General features: G+C 57.1%; 23 protein-coding genes. 15 read left to right on the top strand and 8 right to left on the bottom strand.

The features are described 5' to 3' along the window. Positions 1 to 76: 76 nt before the first annotated feature. The 8 genes from HV782_RS19655 (at position 77) to HV782_RS19620 (ending at position 9667) form a co-directional block, all read left to right on the top strand. A complete protein-coding gene (locus HV782_RS19655; RefSeq protein WP_186748632.1) occupies positions 77 to 517 on the top strand; it encodes a low molecular weight protein-tyrosine-phosphatase in 441 nt (146 codons plus the stop codon). A gap of 39 nt (positions 518 to 556) precedes the next feature. After that, on the top strand, positions 557 to 2785 hold the full coding sequence (locus tag HV782_RS19650) for a polysaccharide biosynthesis tyrosine autokinase (RefSeq protein ID WP_186748633.1): 2229 nt from the start codon (positions 557 to 559) through the stop codon (positions 2783 to 2785). A 31-nt stretch (positions 2786 to 2816) separates the two neighbouring features. Continuing rightward, positions 2817 to 3899 carry a glycosyltransferase family 4 protein gene (locus HV782_RS19645; RefSeq protein ID WP_123461984.1) on the top strand — a complete coding sequence of 361 codons (1083 nt, stop codon included), beginning with the start codon at positions 2817 to 2819 and terminating at the stop codon, positions 3897 to 3899. 14 nt (positions 3900 to 3913) lie between these two features. Further along, positions 3914 to 5026, top strand: a complete 1113-nt coding sequence (locus HV782_RS19640; RefSeq protein WP_123461986.1) for a polysaccharide pyruvyl transferase family protein — start codon at positions 3914 to 3916, stop codon at positions 5024 to 5026. Continuing rightward, positions 5023 to 6255: an MATE family efflux transporter gene (locus tag HV782_RS19635; RefSeq protein ID WP_186748634.1), complete on the top strand. Its 1233-nt coding sequence runs from the start codon at positions 5023 to 5025 to the stop codon at positions 6253 to 6255. Before HV782_RS19640 ends, HV782_RS19635 begins: the two co-directional genes overlap by 4 nt. Then, positions 6246 to 7349, top strand: a complete 1104-nt coding sequence (locus HV782_RS19630; RefSeq protein WP_186748635.1) for a hypothetical protein — start codon at positions 6246 to 6248, stop codon at positions 7347 to 7349. The genes HV782_RS19635 and HV782_RS19630 overlap by 10 nt, the downstream gene beginning before the upstream one ends. A gap of 12 nt (positions 7350 to 7361) precedes the next feature. Continuing rightward, positions 7362 to 8408, top strand: a complete 1047-nt coding sequence (locus tag HV782_RS19625; RefSeq protein ID WP_128614885.1) for an acyltransferase family protein — start codon at positions 7362 to 7364, stop codon at positions 8406 to 8408. 128 nt (positions 8409 to 8536) lie between these two features. Next, on the top strand, positions 8537 to 9667 hold the full coding sequence (locus HV782_RS19620) for an SGNH/GDSL hydrolase family protein (RefSeq protein ID WP_186748636.1): 1131 nt from the start codon (positions 8537 to 8539) through the stop codon (positions 9665 to 9667). 43 nt (positions 9668 to 9710) lie between these two features. Here the strand turns inward: HV782_RS19620 and HV782_RS19615 are convergent, their stop codons facing one another. Continuing rightward, complete coding sequence (locus HV782_RS19615) at positions 9711 to 10124, bottom strand: phosphohexomutase domain-containing protein (RefSeq protein ID WP_123461997.1); 414 nt, start codon at positions 10122 to 10124, stop codon at positions 9711 to 9713. A 29-nt stretch (positions 10125 to 10153) separates the two neighbouring features. Next, positions 10154 to 10987 (bottom strand): UTP--glucose-1-phosphate uridylyltransferase GalU, encoded by an 834-nt coding sequence (gene galU / locus HV782_RS19610; protein ID WP_123461999.1) that lies wholly within the window; start codon positions 10985 to 10987, stop codon positions 10154 to 10156. 393 nt (positions 10988 to 11380) lie between these two features. Here galU and galE point away from each other — a divergent pair, with 393 nt between their 5' ends. The 6 genes from galE to HV782_RS19580 all read left to right on the top strand — a co-directional run bounded on the left by galE (position 11381) and on the right by HV782_RS19580 (position 17582). Continuing rightward, complete coding sequence (gene galE, locus HV782_RS19605) at positions 11381 to 12397, top strand: UDP-glucose 4-epimerase GalE (protein ID WP_123462001.1); 1017 nt, start codon at positions 11381 to 11383, stop codon at positions 12395 to 12397. A gap of 232 nt (positions 12398 to 12629) precedes the next feature. Then, positions 12630 to 12866 carry a hypothetical protein gene (locus HV782_RS19600; RefSeq protein WP_007910552.1) on the top strand — a complete coding sequence of 79 codons (237 nt, stop codon included), beginning with the start codon at positions 12630 to 12632 and terminating at the stop codon, positions 12864 to 12866. A gap of 90 nt (positions 12867 to 12956) precedes the next feature. Further along, positions 12957 to 14072 (top strand): polysaccharide biosynthesis/export family protein, encoded by a 1116-nt coding sequence (locus HV782_RS19595; protein ID WP_185015755.1) that lies wholly within the window; start codon positions 12957 to 12959, stop codon positions 14070 to 14072. Between the two features lie 11 nt (positions 14073 to 14083). Continuing rightward, positions 14084 to 14749 carry a YjbF family lipoprotein gene (locus HV782_RS19590; protein ID WP_186748637.1) on the top strand — a complete coding sequence of 222 codons (666 nt, stop codon included), beginning with the start codon at positions 14084 to 14086 and terminating at the stop codon, positions 14747 to 14749. Then, on the top strand, positions 14749 to 15507 hold the full coding sequence (locus HV782_RS19585) for a capsule biosynthesis GfcC family protein (RefSeq protein ID WP_186748638.1): 759 nt from the start codon (positions 14749 to 14751) through the stop codon (positions 15505 to 15507). Before HV782_RS19590 ends, HV782_RS19585 begins: the two co-directional genes overlap by 1 nt. Further along, complete coding sequence (locus HV782_RS19580; RefSeq protein ID WP_186748639.1) at positions 15504 to 17582, top strand: YjbH domain-containing protein; 2079 nt, start codon at positions 15504 to 15506, stop codon at positions 17580 to 17582. Before HV782_RS19585 ends, HV782_RS19580 begins: the two co-directional genes overlap by 4 nt. A 1287-nt stretch (positions 17583 to 18869) precedes the next feature. On the opposite strand, the gene HV782_RS19575 is transcribed toward HV782_RS19580, so the two are convergent. The 3 genes from HV782_RS19575 to HV782_RS19565 all read right to left on the bottom strand — a co-directional run bounded on the left by HV782_RS19575 (position 18870) and on the right by HV782_RS19565 (position 22337). Beyond that, a complete protein-coding gene (locus tag HV782_RS19575) occupies positions 18870 to 20264 on the bottom strand; it encodes an undecaprenyl-phosphate glucose phosphotransferase (protein WP_123462011.1) in 1395 nt (464 codons plus the stop codon). 392 nt (positions 20265 to 20656) lie between these two features. Continuing rightward, a complete protein-coding gene (locus HV782_RS19570) occupies positions 20657 to 21316 on the bottom strand; it encodes a winged helix-turn-helix domain-containing protein (RefSeq protein WP_123462013.1) in 660 nt (219 codons plus the stop codon). A 280-nt stretch (positions 21317 to 21596) separates the two neighbouring features. Next, positions 21597 to 22337, bottom strand: a complete 741-nt coding sequence (locus HV782_RS19565) for a winged helix-turn-helix domain-containing protein (protein ID WP_186748760.1) — start codon at positions 22335 to 22337, stop codon at positions 21597 to 21599. A 589-nt stretch (positions 22338 to 22926) separates the two neighbouring features. Here HV782_RS19565 and HV782_RS19560 point away from each other — a divergent pair. Beyond that, on the top strand, positions 22927 to 23760 hold the full coding sequence (locus tag HV782_RS19560) for an undecaprenyl-diphosphate phosphatase (protein ID WP_186748761.1): 834 nt from the start codon (positions 22927 to 22929) through the stop codon (positions 23758 to 23760). Here HV782_RS19560 and HV782_RS19555 read toward each other — a convergent pair whose 3' ends face one another. From HV782_RS19555 to HV782_RS19545, 3 genes are all read right to left on the bottom strand, one after another. Next, positions 23761 to 24132 (bottom strand): DUF2388 domain-containing protein, encoded by a 372-nt coding sequence (locus HV782_RS19555; RefSeq protein ID WP_186748762.1) that lies wholly within the window; start codon positions 24130 to 24132, stop codon positions 23761 to 23763. Between the two features lie 76 nt (positions 24133 to 24208). Further along, the gene (gene dusA / locus HV782_RS19550) at positions 24209 to 25204 is read right to left on the bottom strand and encodes a tRNA dihydrouridine(20/20a) synthase DusA (RefSeq protein WP_186748763.1); all 996 of its coding nucleotides are present in this window, start codon (positions 25202 to 25204) and stop codon (positions 24209 to 24211) included. Between the two features lie 316 nt (positions 25205 to 25520). Beyond that, the gene (locus tag HV782_RS19545; RefSeq protein WP_186748627.1) at positions 25521 to 26771 is read right to left on the bottom strand and encodes a hypothetical protein; all 1251 of its coding nucleotides are present in this window, start codon (positions 26769 to 26771) and stop codon (positions 25521 to 25523) included. Positions 26772 to 26968 lie beyond the last annotated feature (197 nt).

The raw sequence follows: 26968 nt of genomic DNA, 5'->3' as shown, positions 1-26968 counted from the left end.
GTGCAGGATGATCTAGTGGGTTCATTAAGATTTGTTCTGAGTGTTGGCAGAATGATATTACACAGGAAAGTAAACCTTGTTCAGAAATATCCTGGTTGTGTGCGTTGGCAATATTTGCCGAAGTCCGACTGCAGAACTTCTGTTGCGTAACGCGCTGACCGCATCAACCATCTCGGTGACCTCTGCAGGCCTCGCGGCGCGAGTTGGCGAAGGCATGGAGGCGTCGGCGCGCCTGGTCCTGGAAGACCGCGGCCACAGCGCCGAGGGTTTCAGGGCGCGGCAATTGACCGCCGATATCGTCAATGAATCGGACCTGATTCTGGTCATGGAAAAACAGCATGTAAATCAAGTCCTGAAGATTGCCTCTCACGCCAGAGGCAAAGTGTTTCTGCTCGGCAAGTGGCAGAGCGAGCGTGAAATACAAGACCCGTATCGTCAAGGCAAGGCCGCTTTTGTTCATGCACATGCATTGATTGAAGATGCCGTTAGTTCATGGGCGCAGCGCCTCGGGCATTGATCAATATTCTTCAGAACAGTGAATGGTAAGAACAGACTTATGCAGTTACCGTCAGTAATCGGCACCCGTGACAACGATCAAGACAGTATTGATCTGCTCGGCATATTCGGCAGTCTGATTGACCAGAAATGGCTGATCGGCGCATTCACCGGTGCCTTCATGGCCGCCGGCGTTGCCTATGCGGTTCTCGCCACACCGGTGTATCTGGCGAACGCGCTGGTACAGGTGGAGCCGAAAAAGAACGACATGCTCGGCTTTTCCGATCTCAACAGTATGCTCGGCGGCCAATCGCCGTCGGTGACCGAAATCGGCATCATCAAGTCCCGCGCGGTGATCGGCAAAACCGTCGATGACCTGCGTCTGGACATCGACGTCACGCCCAATACGTTCCCGATGATCGGTGGGTTTTTCGCCCGGCGTTATCGCGGCGAAACCGAAACCAGCGTGGCGCCGCCGCGTTTCGGCCTGAACAGCTATGCCTGGGGCGGCGAGCGTCTGGAGATCACCCGGCTCAACCTGCCCAAAGAACTGCTGGGGAAAAAACTTACGCTGATCGCCGGCGAACAGCAGCACTTCCAGTTGCTCGACGACAACGACAACCTGCTGGCGGAGGGCGTCACGGGTGAAGTCTTTGCCCAGGACGGCGTGGAAGTGCTGGTCGCCCAGTTGGCGGCGAACCCCGGCACCCGCTTCGAAGTGGTGCGCAATCCACGGATCGTGACCATTCAGGGGTACCAGGACGCTCTGGATATTTCCGAACAAGGCAAAGAGTCGGGGATCATTCGTCTGGCGCTGGCCAGCGCCGATGCCGCTGAAGCGGTGAAGATCCTCAACAAGATTGCCGCGCTGTACGTGGATCAGAACGTGCGTCGCACTTCGGCGGAAGCTGCGCAGAGCCTGGCCTTCCTGCAAAGCCAGTTGCCCCAGGTCAAGCGTGATCTGGCCAAGGCCAGCGATGCGCTGAACGCCTATCAGACCCACGGCAAGACCGTGAACATTTCCCTCGAAACCCAATCGGTACTGGGCCAGTCGGTGGCGCTGGAAACACGGATCTCCGAGCTGAAAATGCAGCAGGCGGAGATGGATCGCAAGTTCACCAGCCAGCACCCGGCCTATCGCGCGTTGATGAGCCAGATCGGCGAATTGACTCAGCAGCAGAAGTCGCTGGCAGGCAAAGTCCAGGACTTGCCGGCCACGCAACAGGAATTGCTCAACCTGACCCGCGATGTCGAAGTGGCGTCGCAGATCTACACACAACTGCTGAACAAGTCCCAGGAACTGGACATCGTCCGCGCCGGTGCGGTGGGCAACGTGCGGCTGGTGGACACGGCGGATGTCGACCTGAGCAGCCCGGTCAAACCGAAGAAGGCGCTGATCGTGTTGATCGCCACGTTGCTCGGCGCGTTCGTCGGTGTGGCGCTGGTGTTGCTGCGCAAATCCCTGAGTCGTGGCCTGGAAGGCCCGGAAGCCATCGAGCAACTCGGCTTGCCGGTGTACGCCTCGATTCCCTACAGCACCTTGCAGCAGGAAGAGGACGGCAAAAAGGGGCGCGCCCGCGATGGCGTCGACAAGCCGGCCTACCTGTTGGCCCTGCGCAATCCGACGGACCTGTCGATCGAGTCGATCCGCAGTCTGCGCACCTGCCTGCACTTTGCCGGGCTGGACTCGACCAATAACCGCATCATGATTTCCGGGCCGAGTCCGCAGGTCGGCAAGACCTTCGTCTCCTCCAACCTTGCCGCCGTCATGGCGCAGAGCGGTCAGCGCGTGGTGCTGGTCGATGCCGACATGCGCAAGGGCCATCTGCATAAAACCCTCAACACGCCGATCGCCAACGGTTTGTCGGACCTGCTGGTCAAGCGCTGCAGCATCGAGCAGGCGATCAACAAAATCGAAGGCGCGAACCTGCACTTCATCAGTCGCGGCCAGGTGCCGCCCAACCCGTCCGAGCTGCTGATGCATGCCAACTTCCGTGAGCTGCTGGCGCAACTCAGCGAGCTGTATGACGTGGTGATCATCGACACGCCACCGCTGCTGGCGGTGACCGATGCGGCGATTGTCGGTCGTGAGGCCGGGATCAGCCTGATCGTGACGCGCTTCGGGGTGAACCCGGCCAAGGAAATCGAACTGACCATCCGCCGCTTCGCGCAGAACGGCATCGAGTTGAAAGGTGCGGTGTTCAACGGCGTCGAGAAGCGCGCGGCCAGCTACTACGGCAACGGCGGCTACGGCTACTACAACTACGAATACGCGTCCGACAAATCCTGAATGGTCCTTACATGTTTGAAGTGGGTGAGTTGTGAAAAAAATACTGCACGTGGCTGAGACGATCAAAGGTGGCGTCGCGACGGTGATCCGCACCATTTCGGTTTCGCCCGAAGGCGACGCGGCGCGCTACGAGCTGGTTTACCTGGTGCCCCAGGATCAGGAAAAGGAACTGCACGGCATCGCGCCGCATCAGATCCGCACTTTCGCTCGCAGCGGGCGCAACGTGCCCTCGCTGCTGCGTTTCGCCTGGCGCCTGAGCCAGGTGATGCTCAAGGAAAAACCCGACGTGGTGCATTTGCACAGCACTTTTTCCGGGGTGATCGGCCGCGTCGTGTGCGTACTGTTGCGACCGTGGCGCAAGCCGAAAATCGTCTATTGCCCGCACGCCTTTTCGTTCCTGATGGAAAGCTCGCCAACCAAGCAAAAGGTGTATGCGTGGATCGAGCGAGTGCTGCAGAAGGTCACCGACGTGATCATTTGCGTCAGCCAGTACGAGCTCGATAAAGCGGCGCGATTCGGCATCGAGCGCAAGCGCATGAAGCTGATCTACAACGGCATTCATCAGCGCGACGAAGCGCCGAAAGCCCAAAGCCCCGAGCCGATCCATCTGCTGTTTGTCGGCCGACTCGATTACCAGAAAGGTTTCGACGTACTGCTCAAGGCCTTTGCCAAGGTGCAGCGCAACGACTTGAAACTGACGGTGGTCGGCAGTGCGGTCAACGAAGACTCCGTCGAGTGTCCGCCGATGGACGCCGTGGAATACCTGCCGTGGGTCACGCCAACGGAAGTGCACGCGCTGTACCAGAAGGCCGATGCGCTGATTGTCCCGAGTCGCTGGGAAGGCTTTGCCATGGTGCCGCTGGAAGGCATGGCCATGGGGCTGCCGGTGATCGCCAGCAACTGCACCTCGCTGCCGGAACTGGTCACCGACGAGGTGTCCGGTTACGTCTTTCCCTCCGGTGATCACCAGGCGCTGGCCGACGTGCTGGCGAAAATCCAGAAGCCGCGCTTGCTCGACCTTGGCAACGAAGGTCGCAGCATTGTCCGCGAGCGTTTCAGCGCCGCGTTGATGATCCGCCAGACCTACGACCTGTATTGCGCTCCCACTTATTAAGTAGAACTCAGCTTATGAACGTAACGATTTTGCATGGCTACAGTGCGTCCAACTCCGGTGACGGTCTGCTCGTCGACCTGGCCATTGCCTTGGTGCAGCGCAACTTTGGCGACGACACGGCGATCAGTGTCGTGGCGTCCGATCCGGAGTCTTTCAACTACTTGCCGCACCCGCGTTTCGACGCACCGGTGATGGCAGCCAAGGGGCTGGGGCGGGTCAAGCAAGCGGTGTTCCTCAACCAGTCCTACGCCGGGCTGGCTGATCTGTTGAAGAAAACCGACCTGATCGTTGGCGTCGGCGGCGGCTACATGCGCTCGAAAAGCGCGTTCGAACACATCAAGCTGAAACTCGGCCACGCCAAGCAACTGGAAACCGCGATCCTCAGCAAAGTGCCGTCGGTGTACCTGCCGCAAAGCATCGGTCCGTTCCATGGCGAGAGCCGCAAGATCGTCGAACATTACGCCAGCGCAGACGCAGTGTTTGTCCGTGACAATCGTTCCTCGGCAATGTTTGACGCCTGCGAAAATGTCTACCGCGCACCGGACCTGGCCGTGCAGTCGCTGGCGAGCAAAATCCTTGCGCAACCGAAGTTCACCCGCTGCGCCGCGTCGCCGGCCACCGTGTGCGTGGTGTTGCGCAAGCCGCCGGAGTGGAGCAAGGAAAAGAAAGTCGCCTACGTGGCCAACCTGAAGCTGCTGCTGCAGCGCCTGAAGAACAAAAGCAAAGTGGTGTGCGCCGTACAAAGTGCCGTGCGTGGCAACGATGACGGTGCGTTCTATCGCGAACTGGGCATCACCGAAGACCTGTTGTCGTTGAAGGCGACGATTGCCAAATATCAGCCGGACCTGGTGATTTCCGTGCGTCTGCACGGTGCCATTGAATCGCTGCTGTCCGGCGTGCCGGCGTACCACATCAGCTACGAGCGCAAAGGCTTTGGCGCCTATCAGGACATGGGTGTCGAGGACTGGGTGATCAACGGCGGCGACATCAACGTCGACACCATCATCGACACGGTTTACAAACCGAACGCACTGGCCGATTTCGGCAAGCGCCTGACCGACACCTGCCGCGAGATCGAGGCAAAAACCGTGGCCATGGACGAGATCATCAAAGGTATCGTTCGATGATATTGCGGCTGTTGCTTCGCGGCGGAGCCTTAGGCGCGAAGTTCTTGCTGGTGCTGGCGATCACTCATTACCTCGGTTATGAGGCGCTGGGTTTTTACGGTGTGGTGGTCGCCGCGTCGTTGATCGCGTCGAAGTTCTACAGCGTCGGTTTCAGTTCCGAGATCAACCGGTTGATCAGCGTCGGCGGCAGTTCGCGGCGGGTGGTCGACCGGGTCCTGCTGCTGTATCTGGCGGTGGGACTGGTGTTGTCGGTGCTGACCGTGCTGATTTACTCACTGTTCCAGACGGTGGATGCGACGGTTGCGCTGATTCTCTGCGTGACGCTGGTGCTGCTCACCGAGCACCTGTCATTCGAAATCAACTCCTTCGTCTTTTCCGCGCAGAAAGCCACCGCCGGCGCGTTGCTGTTCTTTATCAAGACCGGTCTGTGGGCGCTGTTGGCGGTGGGCGGGATGATGCTCGGCTGGGTGCCGGGGATCGCCAGTGTGTTGTGGCTGTGGGTCGCCGCCAACGTGCTGGTTATCGTCGCCGGTTACCTGATCGTGGTGAACGTGCACAAGGGCCGCGTGGCCGGGCCGTTGGCCACCGCTACTGTGTGGAGGGCCGGGTTGCCGTTCTATCTCGGCACAGGCTTGATCGCCTTGAGTCAGTACGCCGAGCGCTTTCTGATCGTCGATCTGGAACCCTATGCCAGCCTCGGTAAATACGTGTACGCGTGGTCGGCGGCCAACACCTTGCAAGCGCTGTCGTATGCGGTGGTGGCGGTGGTCGGTATCCCGGTGCTGGCCAAGCGGTTTCAGGCCGATCAGCAGGCGTTCACGCTCCGGCAACTGTTCGTCAACAAATGGGTCGCACGGTCGCTGGTGGTCTCGGTGGCGGTGGCGGTGGCGATTTATCTGTTCTTCAACGTGGTGCTCGATTACGTCGCCACCAGCGTGCCGCGTCCGGATAACGGAATCCTCGGTGTGCTGATCGTTTCCTTCGCCCTGCGCGCGATTGGCGACATCGTCTGGGGCGGTTTGATCGCCTCGAAAAACAGCCGGGTGTCGCTGGCCAGCGCGGCCATTTGCGTGCTGGTGTCGGTGCCGGTCAGCTACCTGCTGATCAAGCACTATTCGATTTACGGCGCGGCGTGGGGCAACGTCTTCGCGATCATCGTGCAACTGGCGGTGATTGCCGTGTTGACCCGCGTGACCGGGGCGAAAAAGGCTGCGCTGTCATGGGCCTGAAATTGCCGTGCATCGAGTTTCGCGGCAAAAAACTCGATTCCTCGCTTTCGTTTTTGATCCTGTTCACCGGGCTGTTTCTGTCGGTGGCCATGCCGTTGCTGATTCCCCGCGATCCGGGCCCGGATGCCATGACCTTGTGGTCGTCCTATGCCAGGGCGGACAACTGCAATTTCTGGAACCCGTTCTCGCCGGATCGCTCGTCCTACGAGTGTTCGGCGTTCCTGCTGCGGCCCACCGGGATCAACCTGACCAACGCCTGGGCCTACGGCATGTTCTGCAACTTTTTCCTCACGGCGATTCCGGTGGTGGTGTTTCGGCGCATGCCGTTGGCGATCTTCGGCACCTTGTGCCTGTGGGGCATTGTTCGTTCGTTTTTTCTGGAGAACCTGACCAAGGAAATCATTGTGTCGGTGGCGGTGTTGAGCATTCTGCTCAGCGCGTTGACGCGCAAATATCGCGGCGGTTTTTTCCTCTCGGCGGTGATCTACGGCGTGCTGATCCGGCCTTACTGGATTCTGTTTTCGCTGTCGTGGGTCGGCGTCTGTGTGATGAAGAAGTACGTGTCACGCACCACGTTTTTCCTGATGTTGTTCCTGTTCTACCTCGCGGTGGCCATGGCGATCCAGATAGCGCTGGGCTTTCCGGTGTCGTCGATTCGCGCGAGCAACAACGAATTGCGCACGGCGGGGGAGGAGGGCTCGAAATCGTTGATCGTGTCGTGGCTCAGCGGCAGCGACTTCGTTTCGCAAGCGCTGGACTCGATGATCATCTTCTTCCGGCTGTCGTTTCCGGTGGAGCTGATTCTGCTGTCCGGACCGGGCCAGGTGATCTTCGTCGCGTTGATGATCATGACCGCGCTGCTGCTGTTCAAGGTCATCACCTCGACTGATTACAAGGGCGCACCGATCCAGACCAAACCCAAGGAACTGATCGCGATTCCGCTGGCGTTTCTGCTGGTGCAGGGCTTGTTCGAGCCGGACTTCGGTTCCTTCGCCCGGCACTTCTCCATGGTGGTGCCGGTGTTGTTCGTCGGGCTCGGCTTGATGCTGCGCGCGAACAAACCGGTGCGGGTTGAATCACGCATTCTGAATTGAGGCAGGTGCTTTATGTCGAGCAAGAAAAAGTCCCTGGAGATCGAAACCCTGCGCGGGCTGGCGTGCCTGTTGCTGGTGCTTTATCACGTCATCGGGCCGCTGGGCGGTGGTTTGAAAATCGACATCGGCTCGCCGTTCCGGGTGATTGCCGACTCGATGGTGTACGTGCGCATGCCGTTGTTCACCTTCATCTCCGGGTACATCTATTCGATCTACAAAATCCGTGGCAATGACTTTTCTGCGTTCTTCAGCGGGAAGGTGCGACGCTTGATCGTGCCGCTGTTTTGCGTCGGCGTGCCGTTTTCGGTGTTGCAGGCGGTGGGCCCCGGGGTGAACAAGGAGGTCGGGGTAGTCGACGCGTTGCTGTCGTTCTGGGTGCCGATCAACCACTTCTGGTTCTTGCAGGCGGTGTTCATCATTTTCATGTTTGTCGGGTTGCTGGAGTGGCGCGGGATGCTGCGCTCGGCGACACGGCTGTATGGGTTGTTCGCGTTGGCGGCGCTGTTGTTTCTGTTGCCACCGTTCAAGCTCGATGCGTTCGGTATCAATGGCGCGATCTACCTGTTGCCGTTTTTTGTGGCGGGGATGATTGGCCAGGAGAACGTCGACGCGCTGAAGCAGCGCTTCAAGGTGATCGGGCCGGTGCTGTTTGTATTGATCTCACTGACGTTGCTGTACGTCGCGGCAATTGATCGTGAGTTGATTGTCGATCGTCGCAGTCTGATCGGTCTGACCGTGGGTTGCCTGTCGTGCATCGCCTTGCTGTCGAGCGATGTGCGCTCGAAGGCGCTGACCTGGCTCGGTGGTTATTCCTATGCGATCTTCCTGTTCCATGTGCTGTTCGCGGCGACGTCGCGGTTTGTGCTGGGGCGGTTGGGGGTGAAGGATGAAAGCTTGCTGGTGCTCGGTGGCTTGAGCTTTGGCTTGCTCGGGCCGGTGGTGTTGTCGATGATTTTCAGTCGATTCAATTTCACTTCTGTGTTGTTTCTTGGCGAGCGGGTGGCGAAGAAGAAACCGGCGGCGCCCATCGTCCCGGTGGTGCAGACGCAAAACAGCTAAGAGCTTCGCGAGCAAGCTCGCTCCCACAGTGGATATCTGCAAGTCATACCATCCCTGTAGATGACCACAATCCCTGTGGGAGCGAGCTTGCTCGCGAAGGGGCCATTCCAGACGGAAGGAAATTTTGCATGTTGGCAGTAGATGATGCGCATCCCGTCGCAGCGTCGGTGGTTCAGGTAGGCGATGCCCGCGAGCGTTTTGCCCAGTGGCGTGAAGGCAAGGCTGGCAAGGTGTTGTCGGTCTCGGTGATCGGCGACAGCTACAGCGCCGGGCAGGATTTCTACCTGAACAAACTGGTGCAGCGCGTGGCAGGGGAGGTGGGTTTTGCCGGGCCGGGTTACGTCGGTTTCAACCACGGTGCGGCGCTCGGCGGCACGCATTTCAAATACACCCGCAGCAGTGACAAGTACTTTGCCGGCGACTGGAAGGTTTCAGACCTGGGACAAGCGAGTCCGGACAGCCGCACGGTGACCGGCCGGCCCGGCGCATGGCTGCAGGTGGATGCGAGTCCGACGCCGCGCATTGATACGGCGGTCACTCAGGCGAAACTGCTTTACCTGGGCAACGGCGAACCCAGCGAGATCCGCTACCGCTGGACGCCTGCGCAAGACTGGCAGCCGTTGACGCTTGAAGGTTCGGGCGTTCAGGAAGTCCCGCTGACAGGTCTCTCGGCAGCGAAAGACTGGTCCTTCAAACTGGAAGTGGTGAAGGGCACACCGAGGTTGTTTGGCCTGTGGATGAGCAACGATCAGAACGGCGTGCGAGTCTCCAAACTGGCGGCATCAGGCGCGGCCTCTGCGGATTTCTATCACCAGGATCCGCAATGGCAGGTGCAGTGGAAAGCTGCCGTGTCGAAGATCCCCGCTGATGTTTACTTGATCATGCTCGGCGGTAACGATCAGGGTTTCGGCGTGAAGCCAGCGCAGTATCTGCAGAACGTTCAGGGGCTGGTGGGGATGCTGCGCGAGATTCAACCGAAGGCGAGCATCAACCTGATCATGCGGCAGGACACCACGCGTTCCAGCGCCTATCCGATGTCAGCCTATGCACAGGTGCTTGAACCTTGGGCGCGCGCGCAGCATCTGGGTTACGCCAATCTGCAATGTGCGTTCGGCCCCGACGTCAAACGCTACGCGGCGGCAATGATCGGCCCGGACAAGATTCATCCGGTGCCGGCCACGGGTGGGAAGGTGATTGCCGATTACTTTTATGGCTGGATCATGGGCGTCAAGGATCGGTGCGACGCCCTCCCGAAATAACCACAAACCCCCTGTAGCTCCTGCAGGGGGAATGGGTCAGGCATCAGACGTCCTGCGTGAAGGCGTCGACCTGCTCGAGCAACTCCGCAATCTTCTGCGGCATCAGCCGAGTATCACAACGGGTTTCCACGTTGATGATGATCGCCGGGTCGTTGCAGCAGATACGCACGCGAAAGCGCCAGTCGCTGAAAATGACTTTCAGACCATCGCGATCATCCATTTCCAGCGCCTGCTCGCCATACAGCTTTTTCAAATGCGCGAGCAGCGGATACGGATCGCGCAGCGGCCGGCGAATGTCCCCGGACGCCGGAAACACACCAATCCGCTCCACCAGCAGAATCGTGCCCAGCCAGGACTCGTTGGCGCTAGGCAACGGCTGATGGCGGGACAACCAGCTCATCACCCCGAGGTTACCCACCTCGCGTTCAATCTCTACGGAATGTTGTGCAATGTTCATGGTGGCCTCGTTGGGTGAAGGGCGCCGTCTCAGCGACCCTTGAGGTAAACGTTTTCGTAGCAGAAGTTGGTCGCCTGCAGATAACCCTCGGCGTCGCCGCAGTCAAAGCGCAGACCTTTGAATTTGTAGGCCAGCACGCAACCGTTCTGCGCCTGTTTCATCAGCGCGTCAGTGATCTGGATCTCACCGCCCTTGCCCGGCTGGGTGTCGGCGATCAGGTCGAAGATGTCCGGCGTGAGAATGTAGCGGCCGATGATCGCCAGGTTCGACGGGGCGTCTTGCGGCGCCGGTTTTTCCACCATGTTGTTGACCCGGTAGATGCCGTCGGACATCAGCTCGCCGGCGATCACCCCGTACTTGTGGGTCTGGTCGGCCGGTACTTCCTGGATGGCAACGATCGAGCAGCGGAATTTCTTGTACAGCTGAATCATCTGCGAGAGCACGCCGTCGCCTTCGAGGTTCAGGCACAAGTCATCGGCCAGAACCACGGCGAAGGGTTCGTCGCCGATCAGCGGGCGGCCGCTGAGAATCGCGTGGCCGAGGCCTTTCATTTCCACTTGGCGGGTGTAGGAGAAGGTGCAGGTGTCGATCAGCTCGCGAGTGCCGGCAAGGAACTTTTCTTTCTCGGTGCCGCGGATCTGGTGTTCGAGTTCGTAGCTGATGTCGAAATGGTCTTCCAGCGCACGCTTGCCCCGGCCGGTGACGATGGCCATGTGTTGCAGGCCGGCGTCCCGTGCTTCTTCAACGGCGTACTCGATCAACGGCTTGTTGACGATCGGCAACATCTCTTTCGGCATGGCTTTGGTGGCCGGCAAGAAACGCGTGCCATAGCCGGCAGCGGGAAACAAACATTTACGAATCATAAAAGTATCCTGGACAGTCATGGAACACAGGCAACAGATGCGCGCACTCATACAGGGCGTGCAAGTTTCAATAATATTGTTGAACGACTGCTTTAATACCTGAGTCAGGTTGTTGATGGCAATTAGTCGTAGCGGTAAAACATGACAATGTTATGAGATGTCGGTAAGTGCGGTATTAGTTATTTTTAGTCGGTATCTGTTGATAGTGATGAGTGCGCGGGGAGTGCTAATAAGTAGCGGGCAATACAGTGTGACCTGCAAAAATATTTATTGCCAGTCATTGAACTAGTTTTGTTTCCGGTTGTTGTCGCCTTATTTATGTGGGTTGTGACACATCTTCAATAAATCAGGCTTGACACGCTACTTGTCACTCATCCAAAGACGGATCGCGCTATGAAGATTCTGGTAACGGGTGGTGCCGGTTATATCGGCTCGCACACCACACTTGCGCTGCTTGAAGCAGGTTATGAAGTTGTCGTACTGGATAACCTTTGCAACAGCAGCGAAGCCGCGTTGCACGCCGTTGAAAGCATTTGCGGCAAGAGTGCCTGGATGATCCGCGGCGATGTCTGCGACCGGGCACTGCTCGAGCGGATTTTCCGCGAGCACACCATCGAAGCCGTCCTGCATTTCGCCGGGCTCAAGGCCGTGGGCGAGAGCGTGCGCAAGCCGCTCGAATACTACGAGACCAACGTCAGCGGCAGCATCAACCTGTGCCAGGCGATGGCGGCGGCGGGGGTGTTTCGCCTAGTGTTCAGCTCTTCGGCGACGGTGTATGGCGAGCCTGAGCAGATGCCGATCCGTGAGGATTTCCCCACCGGCAACCCGACCAATCCCTACGGCCAGTCCAAGCTGATCGTCGAGAACGTGCTGCGTGACCTGAGTCAGGCCGAGCCGCGCTGGAGCATCGCCTTGCTGCGCTACTTCAACCCGATCGGCGCCCACGCCAGCGGGCACATGGGCGAAGACCCCAACGGCATCCCGAATAATTTGGTGCCTTATATCAGCCAGGTGGCGGTCGGCAGCCTTCAGGAGTTGTCGATCTTCGGTAACGATTACCCGACAGTGGATGGCACCGGCGTGCGTGACTACATCCACGTGGTCGATTTGGCGGACGGGCACTTGAAGGCTTTGCAGTCCATCGCCGAACGCACCGGCATTCATACCTGGAACCTCGGCACGGGCGATGGCTACAGCGTGCTGCAAGTGCTCCACGCGTTCGAACAGGCCTGCGGGCAACCGGTGCCGTATCGCATGATGCCGCGCCGTTCCGGGGATATCGCCGAGAGTTGGGCCGATGCCTCCAAGGCCGCCAAAGAGTTGGGCTGGAAAGCCACGCGCAACTTGCAGGACATGGTCACCGACACCTGGCGCTGGCAATCGAACCATCCTCGCGGTTATCTCGAATGATGTCGTTCTAATACTGAATGTTAGTTTCGGTCAGGTGTTAGATATCGTCGGGAAAATACGCTGGAAATGCCTTTTGCAAGTCCGTAGATATAAACCTGCCGTTCGACTTTTATCAGTTGGGTAAGACTGTGAAAGAACAACGGATCTTGTTCGCGCTTTTTGCGGACTTGAACGCTACCACCTCTAACTCAGACCGGTTTTTTAACAGGTCGAATGTTAGAAAGGAGTTGATATGAAAAAAGTAATGGCAGTTGCCCTGTTGACGATGTTGAGCAACTGGGCTGCCGCCGCTGAAGCGCCGCTGACAGCGGTGACCAATGTAGGTGGCAATGTAGCGGCTTCTCAAGCGCCTGCAGCCAGTACTGCAATGGTCGCCAGTGCTGTAGCGGCGTCCAACAGCGGTGGCAGTGCCAACGGCGGTACTACCGGTACCACAGGTACCACCGGTACAACCGGCACGCATAACTAACAGGAACATTTGTTAGTGCAGTACAAAGTCGCCCGACGCAAGTCGGGTGACTTTGTTTTTAGATTCGCCCTTGAATAGCGTAGTGCCATTATGACTCGTAGTGTTTATCTTTTAATGTTGGCAAGTCTCGCTCTGCAAGGTTGCATGTTTTCCCCCGGTCAATATCTGAGCACCGGTGGCATTACCCGCCAGGGTGCCAGCGAAAGCAGCCGGGTCGAGCTGATTCCGATCACGCCCAAGCTGATCTCGATGAACCGCGCCACGCAAAAGCGTGAGTCGTTGCCGCCGGAACTGTTGGCGACGCCCGCCGAGTACCGCATCGGCAACAACGATGTCCTGTACATCACGGTGTGGGATCACCCGGAGCTGACGGCCCCGTCCGGCGCGCAACAACAGATCGACGCCAACGGCCGACTGGTGCGCTCCGACGGCACGCTCTACTACCCGTTTATCAAGGAAGTCCAGGCCGCCGGCCGGACCATCCAGCAACTACGTTCGGACATCGAACAACGCTTGTCGGCGTTTATCGCCGAGCCACAAGTGGACGTGGCGGTGTTGCGTTTCGCCAGCCAGAAAGTCGTGGTCACCGGCGCGGTGGCCAAGGCCGGCCCGCAAGCGATTTCCACCAATCCGCTGAGTGTGGTCGAAGCCCTCGGTTCGGCCGGCATCGACACCAACAATGCCGACTTGTCCGGGCTGTTGCTGACGCGCAACGGGCGCACCTATCCGCTCAACCTCGACTCGCTCAATCAGCAGGATTCGCAGTTGCAGAACGTCTACCTCAAGGGCGGCGACCAGTTGTACCTGCCGTATAACGACAACAAGCGCATCTACGTCATGGGTGAAGTCAATCAGCCGCGCGCGCTGAGCTTCAAGACCGCGACCATGAACCTCACCGATGTCCTCGGTTCGGTCGGCGGCTTGAGCCAGACCACCTCCAACGGCAATGCGGTGTATGTCATTCGCGGCGTGGAAAACCTCGATGTCGAGCCGGCGAAGATCTATCAGCTCGAAGCCGAATCGCCGACCGCCATGGCGCTCGCTTCGCACTTCGAAGTGCGTCCCCAGGACGTGGTGTATGTCGGGCCGGCCAACGTGACTCGCTGGAACCGTCTGATCAGCCAGTTGGTGCCGTCGGCATCGATTGTCGGCACTGGCGCTTCCGCTGCGAAGAACTGGAGCGAATACAGTAACAACAGCAAATAAGGTCGCCGACTTTGAACATTTTGAACGTTGGCCTGTGCCTGATGGCGACCTCGTTGCTGTGTGGCTGTAACCCGCTGATGAGCGCTTCGTTGAATAACCTTAAAGCGGCGGTTGTTGGCCCGGATGAAGTCGACGTGTCAGCGGCCGAAGTGGCCGCGGTCAACTACCCGCAGCTGAAACTGACCACGCCGTCCGGCTCCGGGGTGCTGGCGCTGGTGCGCGAGCGCGAAGACCTGCAGTTCTGGGTCGCCTCGGGCAAACAGGTGCTGCTGCTGCGCAATGGCCTCGCCGTGCGCAGCATTGGCCTGGGCCTGGAAGGCGATCTCGATGGCACGCGGCTGGCCGATGACTCGCCGTTCAAACAAGGCCTGCATCACGTCGCCGACGGTTTCACCACACGGCGCTGGATCGACCTCTACGAGGGCCAGGAAGTCGGGGTGATCGTCAACAGCCGCTTCTCGCGCCGATCCGAACAAACCCTGCAGATTCTCGACAAGGAATACACCGTGCTGCGTGTCGATGAGCAGATTGACGCCCCGGCCATCGGCCTGCGCGCGACCAATCGTTACTGGGTCGACCCGCGTGACGGTTTCATCTTGCAGAGCGAGCAGCAACTGACCTCGCAGTTGCGCGTCAAGGTTGTGCAACTGACCCCTGATCGCAGGCACCTGCCGTGATGCGCCTGAAATTGTTATCGGCCGGCCTGATGCTGGTCGCCAGTGTGAGTCAGGCGGCCGTCACGGTGACGGGCGATGTCGCCAATCCCGGACCGGTCGAGTTGCCACCGGGCGGGCGCTTGCTCGATGTGATCGGTGAAGCGGTGCCGAATGCCGAAGGCTATTGGCTGGCGGGCGGGTTGCTGCGGCAGTCGTTGATTGAGGAGCAGACACGGCTGAAGGTTGGCGTGCTGTTTGACCTCGACGTGCTGCAGCGCATGGCGACGTTGTTTGATCGACCGAGTCGTGTGGCGCTAGCCCGGCGTCTGGCCGAAGACGTGCGGCAGATGCCGGTAACGGGCCGGCAGATTGCCGACCTCGATCCGGTGGCGCTGGAGGTTGGTTTCGCGCGCAACATTCGTCTCGATGACGGCGATCGTCTGGTTTATCCGAAACGTGTCGATGAAGTGCAAGTGCTGGGCGCAGTCGCCGAGCCGTGCCACTTGCCGTATCAGCCGTTGCAGGAGGCGCGTGAATACCTGCAAGGCTGCGCGATTCTCGACGATGCCGAAGCCGATTACCTGTGGCTGATCCAGCCCAATGGCGTGTCGCGGCGTGTCGGCATCGCGCACTGGAATCGCGAGTCCGGGCAATTCCCGGTGGCCGGCAGCAAGATTCTGGTGCCGGTGAAAAATGATGATCTGGATCCGCCTCTTCCTGAACTGAATCAGCAGTTGGCCGAGTTCATTGCCACGCAGTTGGCCGAGGTGGTTCGTTGAAGTTATGTTTTGCAGCTGTTTTGTTATTGCCTTGTGGTCTGGTGCATGCCGAACCGCGCATTACTCAGAACGACTTCGGCGGCACCGGTCTGTTGCAGACGCCGACCGCGCGCATGGCCCCGGCCGGCGAGTTGAGCGTCAACGCCAACCGCACCGAACCGTACAGCCGCTACAGCGTTTCGCTGCAGCCGCTGGACTGGCTCGAGGGCTCTTTCCGCTACACCGCGATCACCAACCGGCCGTACGGCTCGGAGGCCCTGAGCGGTAGTCAAAGCTATAAGGACAAGGCGGTCGACGTCAAAGTCCGGCTGTGGCAGGAGAGTCACTGGCTGCCCGACGTGGCGCTGGGCTTCCGAGACATCGGCGGTACCGGTTTGTTTTCCAGTGAATTTTTCGTCGCCAACAAGCGCTACGACAATTTCGATTTCAGCGCCGGGATTGCCTGGGGATACCTCGGTAATCGCGGCGACATGGACAACCCGTTGGGCTACGTCAGTGATCGCTTCGATACCCGTCCGGCCCTCGAAGGCACCGGTGACGTTAACTCGGGTTCGTACTTTCGCGGCCGGCCGTCGTTCTTCGGCGGCGTGAGCTATCAGACGCCGTGGGATCGTCTCAGCCTGAAACTCGAATTTGAAGGCAACGACTACAAGCACGAGCCGAAGGACAATGAGATCAAGCAGGACTCGCCGATCAACCTCGGCGCGGTGTTCAAGGTCACCGATTCGGTTGATGTCAGCGCGGCGTGGGAGCGCGGTAATACGGCGATGTTCGGCGTGACTTTCCACACCAACTTCGTCAGCCGCAAGGCGCCAGCCAAGACCTACGATCCGACTCCTGAGCCGCTGCCGGCGAAGGCGCCGACCACGGCACCGGATCAGGTCGACTGGGCCAACGTCTCGCAGCGCCTGCAGCAGAATGCCGGCTATAAAGTCGAGCGTATCGCGCAGCGTGATTCCGAGCTGATCGTGTATGGCGAACAGCAGCGCTACTTCCACTCGTCCAAAGCGGTGGGGCGTGCGAGCCGGGTTCTCGATAACAGCGTCAACGACGACATCAACTGGTTCACCGTGGTCAACAAACGCTACGACCTGCCGCTGGAAGAAACCAGCGTGCCGCGTCAGACCTTTCGCGAAGTGATCAACAACGAAGAGCCACTGGAGTCGCTGCACCGCACCACCGAGATCAACCCGGCCATGCCGCACAACGAGAAAACCCTCTACACCGAAGCGCCGCAGCACTTCAGCTATGGCGTGGGGCTGGGCTTCAAGCAGAACGTCGGCGGCCCGGATGGCTTGCTCTATCAGTTGAGTGCCGATGCTGACGCTGAGTACCGCTTCAATCGCAATACCTGGTGGAGCGGTTTGCTCAGTGCCAACCTGGCCAACAACTTCGACAAATTCACCTATGACGCGCCGAGTGGTTTGCCGCGTGTGCGTACGGATTTGCGTCAGTACCTGACCACGTCCAACACGACCATGCCGTTGTTCCAGGTCAGCCATGCCGAGCAGTTGGATAAAGACCTGTATGGCATGGTTTACGGTGGGTATCTGGAGTCGATGTTCGCCGGGGTCGGCGGGGAAGTGCTGTTCCGTCCGACCGGTGAGCGCTGGTCGGTGGGCGCGGATCTGAACTGGGTGCGCCAACGCGATTTCGATCAAGGTTTTGCCCTGCGTGATTACTCGGTGGTGACCGGGCATGTCACGGCGTATACCGATTTGCCGTTCGATACGCTGGCGGCGGTGAGCGTCGGGCGTTATCTGGCTGGGGACTGGGGCGGCACGCTGGATATCTCGCGAGAGTTTTTCAACGGTGTGCGCTTTGGTGCGTGGGCGACGATCACCACCGCTGGTAGTGCCGAGTATGGCGAGGGTAGTTTCGACAAGGGTATCTACCTGTCGATTCCGTTCGACGAAATGATGAGCATGTCGACCATGCGCCGCGCCAACCTGGTATGGGCACCGCTGACCCGTGACGGCGGCGCGCGGCTCAATCGCGGCTACCAACTGCACTCCATGACCGATAGCCGGGAAGGGGACATGTTTTATCGGAATTTCGAGAAGATCACCGAGTAAGCGCGGATCTTCGAAACACCCGAAAACCTGTGGGAGCGAGCTTGCTCGCGAAGGCGTCAGCCCAGTCAGCATCCTAGTTGCCTGAACCAACGCTTTCGCGAGCAAGCTCGCTCCCACATTGGTTATCTGTCGCACCCCAAATCCCGAATCATTCCCGAATCCCTGTGGGAGCTGGCTTGCCAGCGATGAGGCCGGCACCTGCAACATTGATGTTGCCTGACCCGCCGCCATCGCTGGCAAGCCAGCTCCCACAGTTATGTGTCTAGCCATAAGGCCTGAGACAAGCACAGCTTCTCCAGGTTATTTGTCTAGCCGTAAGGCCTGAGCCAAGCACAAATCCCCTGTGGGAGCTGGCTTGCCAGCGATGAGGCCGGCACTTGCAACATTGATGTTGCCTGAGCCACCGATATCGCTGGCAAGCCAGCTCCCACAGTTATGTGTCTAGCCATAAGGCCTGAGACAAGCACAGCTTCCCTAGGTTATTTGTCTAGCCGTAAGGCCTGAGCCAAGCACAAGTCCCCTGTGGGAGCTGGCTTGCCAGCGATGAGGCCGGCACTTGCAACATGGATGTTGCCTGACCTACCGCCATCGCTGGCAAGCCAGCTCCCACAGTTATGTGTCTAGCCATAAGGCCTGAGCCAAGCACAGCTCCCACAGGTTATGTGTCTAGCCATAAGGCCTGAGACAAGCACAGCTTCCCCAGGTTATTTGTCTAGCCGTAAGGCCTGAGCCAAGCACAAATCCCCTGTGGGAGCTGGCTTGCCAGCGATGAGGCCGGCACTTGCAACATTGATGTTGCCTGACCCGCCGCCATCGCTGGCAAGCCAGCTCCCACAGTTATGTGTCTAGCCATAAGGCCTGAGACAAGCACAGCTTCTCCAGGTTATTTGTCTAGCCGTAAGGCCTGAGCCAAGCACAAATCCCCTGTGGGAGCTGGCTTGCCAGCGATGAGGCCGGCACTTGCAACATTGATGTTGCCTGAGCCACCGATATCGCTGGCAAGCCAGCTCCCACAGTTATGTGTCTAGCCATAAGGCCTGAGACAAGCACAGCTTCCCTAGGTTATTTGTCTAGCCGTAAGGCCTGAGCCAAGCACAAGTCCCCTGTGGGAGCTGGCTTGCCAGCGATGAGGCCGGCACTTGCAACATGGATGTTGCCTGACCCACCGCTATCGCTGGCAAGCCAGCTCCCACAGGGATTTGCATTTACCCGCAATCCAGCTCCACTCCCAAATCCCGGGCACAAAAAAGGGGACTTTCGTCCCCTTGCAGTGCGTCGCACCCAATCTCAGTAAATATCCTTCGACAACAACGTAAACGGTGTCTTCACCAGGATCTTCAGGTCCAGCCACAACGACCAGCTATTGATGTACTGCAGGTCAATCTCCACGCGCTTCTGCATCTTGTCGAGGGTGTCCGTTTCACCGCGGCAACCGCTGATCTGCGCCAGCCCGGTGATCCCCGGTTTAATCCGGTGACGCGCCATGTAGGCGAGGATTTTCCCCGAGTAGAAGTGGTTGTGCGCAACCGCATGCGGACGCGGACCAACCAAGGCCATATGCCCCTGCAACACGTTGAACAGCTGCGGCAATTCATCCAGCGACGTGCGGCGGATAAAGCGCCCGACCGCGGTAATACGCGAGTCGTTACGGCTGGCCTGCTTCACGTCACGGTCATCGTGGACACGCATCGAGCGGAATTTCCAGACCTTGATCACCTTGCCATTCCAGCCATGCCGATCCTGTTTGAAAAACACCGGGCCGGGCGAGTTGATCTTCACCGCCAGAGCAATGATCAGCAGGATCGGGCTCAGCGCGATGATCGCCAGCAAGGCCACGGCTTTTTCCACCAGGCTTTTGCTCAACGCAGCGGTCGGGCGACTGGTCAGCGGGCTTTCGTTCAGATAGATCGCCGGCAGACCGTCCACGACTTTCACCGAGTGATTGAGCAGGGTCAGACTGTTCAAGTCCGGCACCCAGACCACATCGACGTTGGCCCCCAGCAAATCGACATACATCGCTTCGATTTTCGCGGCCTCGCACAGCGGCAGGGTGATGTACAAACGGCGGATGTCATGGGCTTCGATCAGCTCCAGCAACTCCTCCTGGGCACCGACGACGCGCGGTGCATCGGCATCCAGTGCAGGCACGTCACCGTTGCTGACCAGGCCAACCAATGGCAGGTTTTCCAGTTGGCTGAGTTTCTTCGCCAGCCCCAGCGCCAGCTCGCCGGTACCGACGATCAGGGTTTTGTGCTCGCTCTTGCGGGTGCGCTGATAGAACTTCGAAAACGCATGCAATGGCGCATACAGCAACGCCTGACCGAGGAAACCGTACACCGCCCAGCTCAGAATCACCTGCCGTGAAAACAGCTCATCGGCCTGGCAGACAAACGCGATACACGCCAACGCTGCCATGGTCATCGACCACCCCATGAACAGCCGTCCCAACCCGCTCAGGTAGTTATCGCGTTTGCGATAAACACCGCTGAACGTGTAAGCCGGCACCGACGCCAGTACCGCCAGGGTGGCGCACATTCGGTAGTAGAACGCGACCGTCCCGGTGTGCTGTTCCGCGAGGATGAACAGCAGCGTCACGACAAAGCCTTGTGCCAGCGCCCATTGGCCCCAAAAGGTCAGTCCCTTGAGGCCCGTGCTTCGATTGATACTAAGAGAAAGATCCATACGATATCCCCAAAAGACGTCCATTCAGGTTTCAACAGTTGAAAACCGAGTTGTTATGCAGACTTATTGTTTTTGTTGTAGCGAGTGTCCTGAGGTAACAACGTCGATATGCCGAACTGTCGTCAGTCAATAGACTAAGTTATTGCCGGGAATGGTGTCTGACGAGTTCTAACAAGATGGCACAGTGCCAACTTTTAATAATTAAATAGAGGGGTGTTAGAAAAGGTCGCAGAGCAGGGGGTGAATAAATGATGTTGCATTTGTTACTGTTTGAGGGGTGGCGGCAGGGAATGTCGAAATTAACCAGGGGAGGTGTAACCAAACAGAGTGCTCTTGTTGTTTTTGTTGTCGCACTGTTTTCTGTTGGTGTTGATCGCGGCGGTCAGTAGCGTTTACGCGACGATTTCCTGGATCAGGCAATAACCGCGATTTCGTACGGCACGAAACAATCGTTCGCCGTTACTGGCGCTTTTGAACTTGTCTTGCAAACGACTCAGGCACATTTCCAGGCCGCGGTATTGCTCCGGCTCTCGACCGATGCTGAGGATCAGTTCTTCACGGCTGACCACACGCTCTTCATGGTTGAGCATTTTCCTGACCAATGCTGTTTCCAGGCCGGTCAGGCTGATCTCGACGCCTTCTTTGATCAATGCACCCTGATCATTGTCGAGTTGCCAGGTTTCGTTGCAAGGCGTGGCGCCTTCGGAAGCCGGCGGCATGTTGCCGCTTTCAGCGTTTATGACCGTAGCACTGTGAAAAGGATTCGCCGCTTGTGCGGCCAGCCATTCCGATTCAAGCGTGGCTAATATGCGCTGGGTATCATGCTCGATACTGCGAGCGACGTTTTTACGACTGATGCTTGGATATGTGAACTCCATCACCATTGGGGCGGAAGAGGGCGAAGCAACACCTTCAACAAACATTTGTGCCTGAGACGTGCCGAACGAGTTGAAACGCTCACTGGACAAGATGCTCTCCAGTTCGCGCTGCGACGTTGTACTGTGAGTCACGACAACAAAATATTTCCTTGGGAGGGTTGTACTAGTTTCCATGTCTCTCTCCTAAATACACACCAAAATTGGCTAAAAGATAAATCGGCAGGCGAGCAATGACTTCCTCGGAAGTAATCGAAAGGCAGGGTCTGGGCCCAATAATGGCCCTCGATAAATTCCACTCGATCTGCTGCTATGTTATGGAGTTTTATTGTTATGGGACGTGTTGACGCGCTCATTCAAGTGCTTGTTATTTAATGGGCGTAAAGCAGAACTGGAGCTATATGGTTGCATTAGACGATCCTTCGTACGTATGCAAAAGAGATTGACTGCCCGAGACTCAGGCAGTCGATATCAGACCCCGCGTCAGGCGATAGCCGTAGCCGCGGATGCTCTGAATCGCGTTTGTACCATACATGTCCTTGATTTTTCCACGCAAGCGGCTTATGGATTTCTCCAGTGCGCGAGGGTCGTAGAAATTGCTGTTGAGGCCCATGATATTGGCGATTTCATCATGGCTCAGAATGTGATTACTGGTTTGCGCAAAGGCTTCCAGGATCTTCATCTCGGCAAACGAGATGTCGAGTTTCTTGCTGGTGCTCAACAGGCAGATACGTGTCGGGTCAAGCGTCAGGTCAATATCGCGTTGCCATTCTTCACTGTTGAAGAATTCGCCAAGCAGCTCGGCGCTATCATCGGAAAGGGTATTGAGCTTGATACAAAAGTCCGCGCCAGCCAGATAATACTTGATCTTGTTGAAAGCGCCGCGCCCGGTAATGACCGCGCAAATGATCGGTTTCAAGTTATCGCTACGCAGGTTTTCCACCAGCGCAAGATTGTCTTCCAGCGCCTGTGGGCTGTCGATAACAAGGAAGATGGCGCGATAGGAACCGAGATGTTCATACTGCTTATATGAACTAGTGTAGGCGTTGGCATCCAGTGCCATATCAGGGCGCACGTGCCGGGCGACCAGTGCTTTAAAATGTTCAGCCACGCCACGGGTTCGACCCAGAGTGAGAACACCGGGTTCGTCGTTTGTCGGGCGCGGACTACTAGTCGCCAAGTTCCCTGAGAGCATCATGCATTGACTCGAATTAGGTGCTGACATCGGGATGTTAAAGCACCGGTTCTCATCTGTGACTGACAATTGGTAACATTCACGCGATTTTTAGACGTGGCTCCCGAGTTTTCTAACAATAATTAAGCTTTTCAAGCTTTTAGTTGATTTTCTCGGGATGGTGAACTAGTGCTTAGATGGTGGCGATATGCAATGGTGCCACTATTTTGAGGTGATTGCGATAGCGTAGTTTGTGTCCTTTGGCCACTGTATGGCCATCCCTGAATAATGTGATTCTGATCACAATTTATCGGCAGAGCAAATTTTTTTTGTACTAAACGCCTAAATATTTTTCGATTAGTTCGTCGGCCGACGATTACTAACATGGCTTGAGTGTGTCTTTTGATAAGTCATATTCTGCCAGCGCAAAGATCATCCGATCGCGGCCCGAATCTTCGGCCGCTCCTACCTTTGAAATGCGTTGGCGTAGGCGCTGCCGAGGTTCGGGCCGCGATCGAACGATCTTTTGATCTTCAATTGTGTAACTTCAGATACTCAACCCCTGAGTGTTATAAAACCGGTCGCTCGCCAAGAGCGCGCCGACGGAGGATTAATGGATTTCTGGACCCTTTTCCAGGTGTTGATATTAGGTGCCGTAGAAGGCCTGACCGAGTTCCTGCCGATCTCGAGTACAGGCCACCAGATCATCGTTGCCGACTTGCTGGAGTTCGGCGGCGAACGCGCCATGGCGTTCAACATCATTATTCAACTGGGGGCCATTCTTGCCGTTGTCTGGGAGTTCCGACCCAAGATCTTCGAAATCGTCAAAGGCCTGCCCACCCAACGTAATGCCCAACGCTTCACCCTCAACGTGCTGATTGCCTTTCTACCCGCCGTGGTCTTGGGCGTGTTATTCGCCGATGCAATCCACGAATACCTGTTCAACCCGATCACCGTCGCCGTGGCACTGGTCGTTGGCGGTATCATCATGCTGTGGGCCGAACAGCGCAGCCATGTGATCAGCGTCGAACACGTCGACGACATGCGCTGGTCTCACGCACTGAAAGTCGGTTTCGTACAATGCCTGGCGATGATTCCCGGCACCTCACGCTCCGGCTCGACCATCATCGGCGGCTTACTGTTCGGCCTGTCGCGCAAAGCCGCCACCGAGTTCTCGTTCTTCCTCGCCATGCCGACCATGGTCGGCGCCGCCGTGTACTCCGGCTACAAATACCGCGACCTGTTCCAGCCCAACGACCTGCCAGTCTTCGCCCTCGGCTTCGTCACCGCGTTCATCTTCGCGATGATCGCCGTACGCGGTTTGCTCAAGTTTATTGCCAACCACAGCTACGCCGCGTTCGCCTGGTACCGGATCGCGTTTGGTTTGTTGATTCTGGCAACGTGGCTGTTTGGCTGGGTCAACTGGACCGCCGCAGCGGCCGCCTGATCACTGAGCGCTGATCAACGCCGCAACGGCGAGATCGTTTAACGTCGAATCCGACGACTCCTGGCGAAAACGCTGCAAGGCCGAGGTGAAATACGCGGCCTGCAGCATGCCGTCGCTGGCGAGGTACAGACGTGCGTCTTCCTGTTCTGCAGCAGAGTAAACACGCTTGTGACTGTCAGTCGTTTCCTGGCTAGCCGAAAAAGGCGCGAGGACTAGAGACAACAGAGTGAAGCCGGACAACTGCGTGGCCTCCCACGGTGTATCGGTGCTCCCGATGCAGAGACCGTCGCAGTGCGCATAAACGTTCGAGGTGACACTTAACAAGGAGAGGAGGGTGAAACGCTGGAAACCAGAGAAATTGAACGCGGGCATAAACAAAAGACATCCTGTCAGTACAACAAAACAGCGGGCAACGCTCATTCGTCGCCCGCGCACTCAAACCATCAAATCAACGACCTTCAAGCAACTCAGCCGCCTGATCCAGCAACGCCAGCGGATCCTTGGCCTTGTGAATATCCACCGACAACAACTGACGGAATTTCCGCGCCCCCGGGAACCCCGTGCCCAGGCCCAGCACATGCCGCGTGATGTGATGCATCGCCCCACCGGCCTGCAAATGCTCGGCTATATAAGGCCGCAACTGCGCCAACGCCTCAGCCCGGCTGATCACCGGCGCTGAACTGCCAAACAACTGCTGATCCACCTCCGCCAGCAAATACGGATTGTGATAAGCCTCACGCCCCAACATCACACCGTCGAACGTCTGCAAATGCTCATGGCAGGCCTCCATCGTCTTGATCCCGCCATTCAGCACAATCTCCAACGCCGGAAAATCCGCCTTCAGCTGCGCTGCCACGTCATAGCGCAACGGCGGAATGTCACGATTCTCCTTCGGCGACAACCCCTCCAGAATCGCAATCCGCGCATGCACGGTGAAGCTGGTGCACCCGGCATCACGGACGGTGCCGACGAAATCACACAGCTCCGCGTAACTGTCCCGACCGTTGATCCCGATGCGATGCTTCACCGTTACCGGAATCGACACCGCATCACGCATCGCCTTCACACAATCCGCCACTAACTGCGGGTGACCCATCAGGCACGCGCCGATCATGTTGTTCTGCACACGATCGCTTGGGCAGCCGACGTTCAGGTTCACCTCGTCGTAACCGTGCTCCTGGGCCATGCGGGCGCAGGCGGCCAGATCCAACGGAACACTACCGCCCAACTGCAACGCGAGAGGGTGCTCGGCTTCGTTGTGACGGAGGAAGCGCTCGTGATCGCCGTTTAGGAGAGCGCCGGTGGTGACCATTTCGGTGTAGAGCAGGGCGTTCTTCGACAGGAGGCGTAGGAAGAAACGGCAATGGCGGTCGGTCCAATCCATCATCGGGGCGACGGAGAAACGGCGGGAGAGTGGGGCGGATGTGGCGGTGATAGGGGACATTGGCGGTTCTGGGTTGGGTGGGGCTGGGAGGTGGGGGTTTATCAGGATTGAGGTTGGGCAGGGCCTCGGCAAGTCAATCCGATGGTGGAGTTCATTCACATGGTAAAGAGGGGATGGAATGTAAATAAATCCTTCCCCTTTTTTCCGTAAACATTGGTGGAGCTGAGAAGTTGAACATGTTGCAGTCGCTGTGCGACCTTCTTTATCAGCCCCACGAGTTGAACTCGTAGAGTTTCTACAGACGTTCATCACTCAAGTGGGGCAGTCACCTTTCAACTTTTTGAAAACGGCATTACTGACTGCGAAGCTGGAGCGTTCATCCTTTAGGGTTAGATTGACTCAGCATATCTTTAAAGGCTTGGCACAGAGCGTCCGGCCCCCCAATATCCGTCGCCTTTAGTATTCGATCGGCCGAGGCGTACTCCAACCCTTGGACATTCATAAAGCAAGCAGCACCTGCAGAAAGAAAACGTACGATCGGTACATGCGGGGGCAGAACAGGGGATTCAGAGTCCCAGTCCTCATTTGATTGTCTATAGTCTTCTTTTTCCCACAGGTCCCTGCCATCCTCAATGATTGAAAGACCATTTTGAAGCCTGTAGTTTTCGCCCTCTTCTAGCGATGGATCGTTACCTTCGGGTGCAATTTTTTTAGAAAAAATGAACACGAGTGGAGACTGATTGTTGTTGATTTTTGGAACGTAAATAACAATGGCATCAAAGCACAGTTCATATATGGTTTCATTGTCCTCGGTAAATATAGCCATTATTCCTTCGGGAGAAATTTCAGCGACTAAAGCGCTGCCGGAGCAATGAAGGTTGACTAGGTCGCAGCCATAATTTATTCCATCACCATGCATCTGTTGTAAGACCGCAAGTGCGGTATTCGGGTCCCGGATAACAAAAGCATCCGACGCTTTGACACCTTTGATCTGATTGTTTTTTAGAACTTGTATCAATCGCTCAACAGTTAGCTCTTTGGTTTTGTTTTCGAGTTTGCCATACACAGCAATCGTCGTGCGGTAGGCCACGTCCAACTCTGTTTTTCCCTGTCCCTCTAAGTACTGAGGGCCAATGGCCGCACCTAAGAACGAATCTAAATTCTCTCTCAAGTCTATCAAGCCTTTGGAAACAGTAGCCTCTTGCAGAAGAACTCCGCTGTGAGTGATTCTGTTTCGCCAACCTTCGACCTGCAGTAATCTATCTTGAAACGTTTTGTCGATAGGAAGGCCGCACACATCCCGAAGTCTCTCGATGGACTCCTTGAATGTTACGGTGTGCACTCCGTCGGCTTCATAAAGTTCCTCTATTTCACCATTTCTTCGTCGTTTAAATGCTGATTTAAGCTTTGGGGAAATGTCTGAGTAGAGCAAAAGCTCGTGCTCTTTTGCTAAACAATATTTGAATAGGATTTCTATGCCATGCTGTACCGAGAGAACGGAGTCTTTAAGTGCTGAAAATCTTACAGGCTCTTCAGAGTTATCAACTTTAAGCTGCATGTAGATCGATAAGTGGTCGTAGCCTTTTCTCAGTGAGTCAAGTCCATTTTCAATTAGTGTGATTTTCATCATTGTTCCTTAAGTGGTGGGACTATCAAGTCCTATGTCTTCACGTAGGGTAAAGAGAACGGGTTTATTAAAATTGGTCAATATTTTCACAGCTCAATAATGCTTCTTGTGCCCTTCGGGAAAGTTCTCAATCCAACCGGGAAAGGGTAGCGAATCTATTTAGAGATGTGGAGGCTTGCTAGTAAATGAATTCGGCC

Origin of the sequence: Pseudomonas monsensis (genome assembly GCF_014268495.2) — a bacterium.
GTDB lineage: Bacteria > Pseudomonadota > Gammaproteobacteria > Pseudomonadales > Pseudomonadaceae > Aquipseudomonas > Aquipseudomonas monsensis.
The sequence above is the reverse complement of the archived record's forward strand: the minus strand, read 5'-3'. Positions and strand labels throughout refer to the sequence as shown.